This is a genomic window from Arthrobacter sp. 7Tela_A1 (assembly GCF_049311065.1).
In the GTDB taxonomy this organism is placed as follows: Bacteria; Actinomycetota; Actinomycetes; order Actinomycetales; family Micrococcaceae; genus Arthrobacter_B.
In genome coordinates, this window is record NZ_JAXIOO010000073.1 from 1 (window position 1) to 3,909 (window position 3,909).

Below are 3,909 nucleotides of genomic sequence, written 5' to 3' on the forward strand. Positions count from 1 at the left end.
CCTACGCACTCGGCCTGCTGTTCGGCACTGGCCCCTCGATTTTTAAGGTGGAGCAAAAGCGGAGTGCGTCAGCGCGACTGGCTGACCTGCCTGAGCTCCGTGGTGCTCGGGCCGTTGCCCTCGTCCTCGGTGCTGATCAGGACGTTGCCCTCGCCGATAGCTTCCGGCATGACTTCGGGTTCCAGCCGGGTAGCCAGCGGCTTTTCCTTAATGAACAGGCACAGGATCGTCGCCAGCACGGCCATGGGCACCATGTACAGGAACAGCGGAATCAAGGCGTCGTTGTAGGAAGTGATGATGATCCCCTGGATCGCATCGGGCAGCTCGTGGACCAGTTTGGGGGTCAGGGAGTTCCCGCCGCCCGTGGCTGTGGCAGCGGAGGCAGGGAGGTTCTCGCTGAGCAGGTCGGTCAGCCGGTGGGCAAAAAGGCTGCCGACGACGGCGGAACCCAACGTCGCGCCGATCTGGCGGAAGTAGTTGTTGGCTGCCGTCGCGGTGCCGACCTGGCGCATGGGGAACGAGTTCTGCACGACCAGGACCAGGATCTGCATGTTGAGGCCGAGGCCAAGGCCAAGGATGGCAATGTAGACGCACAGCTGCCAGACAGGTGAGTCTGCCGTGATGGTGCCCATCAGGAAGAGGGACAGCACCATGACCGCGGAACCTGCGATCGGCATCCACTTGTAGCGGCCGGTCTTGGAGACCAGTGACCCGGAGACCACGGAGCTCACCAGCAGGGCGCCCATCATGGGGATCATCAGCATGCCCGCTTCCGTGGCGCTGGCGCCGGTGGCCATCTGCAGGTAGGTGGGCAGGTAGCCGATGGCACCGAACATGGCCACGGAGGTGAGCAGGCCGGAGGCGGTGGAGAGGTTGAAGTTCCGGTCGCGGAAAAGCTCCATCGGGATGATGGGCTCAGCCGTGCGCCGTTCCACCATCACGAAGATCACGGCTGCGAGCACGGTGCCCGCGATCAGCCCGAGGATCAGCGGATCGTTCCAGTCGTAGGTGCTGCCGCCCCAGCTGCTGACCAGGACCAGCCCTGTGGTGGCAAGGGCAATGAACACCATGCCCCAGAGGTCGATCTTCGGCCGCGAGGAAATGGCGCGCGGCTTCAGGAAGAAGAGTGCCCCCAGCAGTGCGAGCACCCCAACAGGGATGTTGAACCAGAATGCCCAGCGCCATCCCGGACCTTCGGTCAGCCAGCCGCCGATCAGCGGACCCACAACGGAGGAGAACGCGAAGACGCCACCCATCCAGCCCATGTACTTTCCACGCTCACGTGCGGGTACGACGTCGGCGATGATGGCCTGGGAAAGGATCATCAGCCCGCCGGCGCCGATGCCCTGGATAACGCGGGCGATAATCAGCCACGTCATGTCCGGGGACAGCGCACCGACAACGGACCCTGCCAGGAAGATCAGGATTGCCGCTACCAGCAGGTACTTGCGTCCCATCAGGTCGCCGAGTTTGCCGTAGATAGGCATCATCACGGTCGAGGCGAGGATGAAAGCTGTGATGACCCAGAGCATCAGGTTGGCGCCGTTGAGCTCGCCGACGATGGTGGGCAGGGCCGTACCCAGGATGGTCTGGTTGAGCGCCGAGAGGAGCATCGCCAGGACCAGGGCCGTGAAGACAAGCACGAGACTGGGTTTTTTCCCTGTGCTTTGTGGAGCTGCACCTGCAGCGGGTCGGGTCATAGGATTTCCTTCAGAACGTCTCTGAGAAGTTCCATGCCCTGATCGAGGGCTTGGAACTGGGCGGTTTGGGTGGGGTTGGACCAGGTTTTCTGCATGACGTGGCGCATGCGGGTGCCGGCGGCGAGGACGATCGTGGAGGCAACGTCGTCGACGTCGTGCCCGCTCCAGCCGGAATCCGCCCCTTGCTCGCTCCAGCGGCGTGATTCCGCCAGCTGGCTGGTTACCGTTTCAAGGACCAGCTGTTCGACCTTGAGGATGTACTGGTAACGCCGGTGCCGCAGGTGCGGGTAGGCCTGGTAAATGCGGCTCCGCAGGTCATTGGAGTCATCTCCGCCCTGGATCGTGCGGAGGACGGAGAGCATGAGCTTGCAGACCTCGTTGAGCAGGTCCCCTTCGATGTCGAAGTCCTCGAGCATCTCTGGGTTGACCGACGGCTCCTGCAGTCCGAGGACCGCGTCTTCCTTGCAGGCAAAGTAGTTGAAGAACGTCCGGGACGATACGCCGGCATCGTCGGCAACCACTTCCACGTTGACGCAGTCCAGCCCGTTTTCGATGGCCCGGCGGGCTGCCGCCGCATGCAGCGCTGCCCAGGTTTCGGCGCGCTTGCGATCGCGGAGGGAAAGTTGTTGACTCACCGAACTACTTTGTCACCCGGTGAAAGTTTTCACAACTGCAAAATTGCAGAAGTGCAAGAAATCACATGCGTCCCGGCTAGGGCTTGAGCATGACCTTGACAGCCTGCCGCTGATCCATGAGGGCGTACGCCCGCGGTGCCTCTTCCAAGGGCAGCACCGAATCGAACACCCGGCCCGGATGGATCGTGCCGGCAAGGACGTCTTCCAGGAGTTCCGGGAGGTAGGTCCGGACCGGAGCCATTCCACCTCCAACGGTGATGTTCTTGGCGAAAAGCAGGCCGATGGGCAGTTCGGCGCCGCCCGCGGGAACGCCCACAAACCCAACCCGCCCGCCGGGCCGGGTGCAGCGAAGCGCCTGGTCCATGGACTCGGCCGTGCCGACGCATTCCAGGACGGCACCGGCCAGGACTCCGCCGAGCAGGTCCTTGACCCGGCCTGCCCCGTCCTTGCCGCGTTCGGCCACGATGTCGGTGGCACCGAATTCCCGGGCGAGCGCCGCCCGGTCCTCATGGCGGGACATGGCAATGATGCGCTCGGCACCGAGCCGGCTGGCGGCAAGGACGGCGCAGAGCCCAACAGCGCCGTCCCCCACGACAACCACCGTGGAGCCCGGACCAACTCCGGCGCTTACTGCCGCGTGATGCCCCGTCCCCATCACGTCCGAAAGCGTCAGCAGGTCTGCCAGCAGTTCGTCATCGGGATCCTTGACGCCCGGAACCTTGACCAGAGTGGCCTCAGCATTCGGCACCCGCACCGCCTCCCCCTGGGCACCCTGCACGAAGTGGCCGTGCTCGTCCTTGCTGCCCCAGCTGACCAGATGCTCGCACGCCACTGTGACGCCGTCGCGGCAGGCAGGGCAGTGGCCGCAGTTGCCGGTGAACGGCGCAATAACGAAATCGCCGACGGCCAGGGAGGAGACTCCGGCTCCAACGCTTTCCACCACACCGATGAACTCGTGGCCAATCGCGCGGGGCTCACCCGTCTCACGCACACCCCGGTACGGCCACAGATCGGACCCGCAGACGCACGCGGCACTGACCTGGACCACGGCGTCGGAATCAAGCTCGACCCGGGGATAGTCCCGGTCCTCGACACGGATATCGCCGGGGCCGTGGATGATGGTGGCGCGCATGGGGAGCCTTCCTCTGTTGGTGCCTGTACGTCGCCTACCAGCCTAGCCGGGAAAGGGAAAGCCAGGAGCATGGGTAGTTCTCCCCATGTCCGGATCCGGGAATCCGCACTAGCGTGGCTTTTGAGCTTGAAAACCGGGACGCCGCAGCGCTTCTCTTTGAGGATCCGTCAGAAGCGGCACAAACATTAACAGGTGGAAAATGCTTAGGCACTGTAAAGAAGCGCCCGTCCGGACGGTTCCGCGCGCGCGGATTCCCAGGACACTCTGCCGTCGCAACTGGAGCCGGGCCCGCCCCTGCACCACGAAGGCCTGAGGCACTACTCTCGACACTTTTCCTTCCCACCGGCACAATGCCGCAGATGAGAAGGCCAGACCCGCGATCACTCTGCGTCATTGCCGCAGGGATCGTGTTGGCAGCAGGATCAGCGGTCCCCCCACCGCC

General features: G+C 64.1%; 3 protein-coding genes. All 3 read right to left on the reverse strand.

The window, feature by feature from the left end; genetic code table 11:
- Positions 1–68 precede the first annotated feature (68 nt).
- The 3 genes from TVB01_RS16510 to TVB01_RS16520 all read right to left on the reverse strand — a co-directional run bounded on the left by TVB01_RS16510 (position 69) and on the right by TVB01_RS16520 (position 3,467).
- On the reverse strand, positions 69–1,700 hold the full coding sequence (locus TVB01_RS16510; RefSeq protein ID WP_422456987.1) for an MDR family MFS transporter: 1,632 nt from the start codon (positions 1,698–1,700) through the stop codon (positions 69–71).
- Positions 1,697–2,335: a TetR/AcrR family transcriptional regulator gene (locus tag TVB01_RS16515; protein ID WP_422456988.1), complete on the reverse strand. Its 639-nt coding sequence runs from the start codon at positions 2,333–2,335 to the stop codon at positions 1,697–1,699. Before TVB01_RS16515 ends, TVB01_RS16510 begins: the two co-directional genes overlap by 4 nt.
- 76 nt (positions 2,336–2,411) lie before the next feature.
- Positions 2,412–3,467 carry a zinc-dependent alcohol dehydrogenase family protein gene (locus tag TVB01_RS16520; protein WP_422456989.1) on the reverse strand — a complete coding sequence of 352 codons (1,056 nt, stop codon included), beginning with the start codon at positions 3,465–3,467 and terminating at the stop codon, positions 2,412–2,414.
- Positions 3,468–3,909 lie beyond the last annotated feature (442 nt).

Excerpts from the sequence above, each read along its gene's own strand:
- TVB01_RS16520 (WP_422456989.1), bottom strand. The coding sequence starts at position 3,467 with ATGCGCGCCACCATCATCCACGGCCCCGGCGATATCCGTGTCGAGGAC.
- TVB01_RS16510 (WP_422456987.1), bottom strand. The coding sequence starts at position 1,700 with ATGACCCGACCCGCTGCAGGTGCAGCTCCACAAAGCACAGGGAAAAAA.